Here is an 806-nt window from a genome sequence, read left to right on the forward strand (position 1 = left end):
CGCCAACACCGCCACCGGCTTCATCGGCGGCATGGCCGGCTGCGCGATGATCGGGCAGTCGATCATCAACATCAAGTCGGGCGGGCGCGGGCGACTGTCGGCGGCGGCGGCCGGGATCTTCCTGCTCATCATGGTGGTGGGGCTGGGCGATCTCGTGAGCATCATCCCGATGCCGGCGCTGGTGGCGATCATGATCATGGTCTCGATCGGCACCTTCTCCTGGTCCTCGATCGTGAACCTGCGCACGCATCCAAGGTCGAGTTCGGTGGTGATGATCGCCACCGTCGCGACCGTGGTCTACACGCACAACCTGGCGATCGGCGTCCTGGTCGGCGTGCTGTTGTCGGGGATCTTCTTTGCCGGCAAGATCGCGCAGCTCTTCCGCGTCACCACCGAGATCAGCTCCGACGGCCGCGTGCGCACCTACCGGGTCGAGGGGCAGATGTTCTACGGCTCGGTCGAGGATTTCATGGCGGCCTTCGACTTCAAGGAGGCGCCGGAGCGTGTGATCATTGACGTGAGCCGCGCGCATATCTGGGATATCTCGTCGGTGCAGGCGCTCGACATGGCGGTGCTGAAGTTCCGCCGCGACGGCGCTGAGGTTGAGATCCGCGGCATGAACGAGGCGTCCGAGACCATCGTCGACCGGCTCGCCATCCACGACAAGCCGGGCGCGATGGACAAGCTGATGGCGCATTGAGGGGGGCGGGACATGACGCAGAAGATCATCGCACTGGTCGATGGCTCGATCTATTCGCAAAGCGTTTGCGAACACGCCGCCTGGGTGTCACAGCAGACCGGCTGGG

At 64.5% G+C, this 806-nt stretch carries 1 protein-coding gene; it reads left to right on the plus strand.

Annotation, left to right across the window (positions count from 1 at the left end; translation table 11 throughout):
* Positions 1-700, plus strand: a 700-nt coding sequence (locus IM708_RS21105) for an STAS domain-containing protein (protein ID WP_209428511.1), incomplete at its 5' end; no start/stop codon positions are given.
* Between the last annotated feature and the right edge of the window lie 106 nt (positions 701-806).

The sequence above is a fragment of the Pararhodobacter sp. SW119 genome (assembly GCF_017811755.1).
Classification (GTDB): domain Bacteria; phylum Pseudomonadota; class Alphaproteobacteria; order Rhodobacterales; family Rhodobacteraceae; genus Pararhodobacter.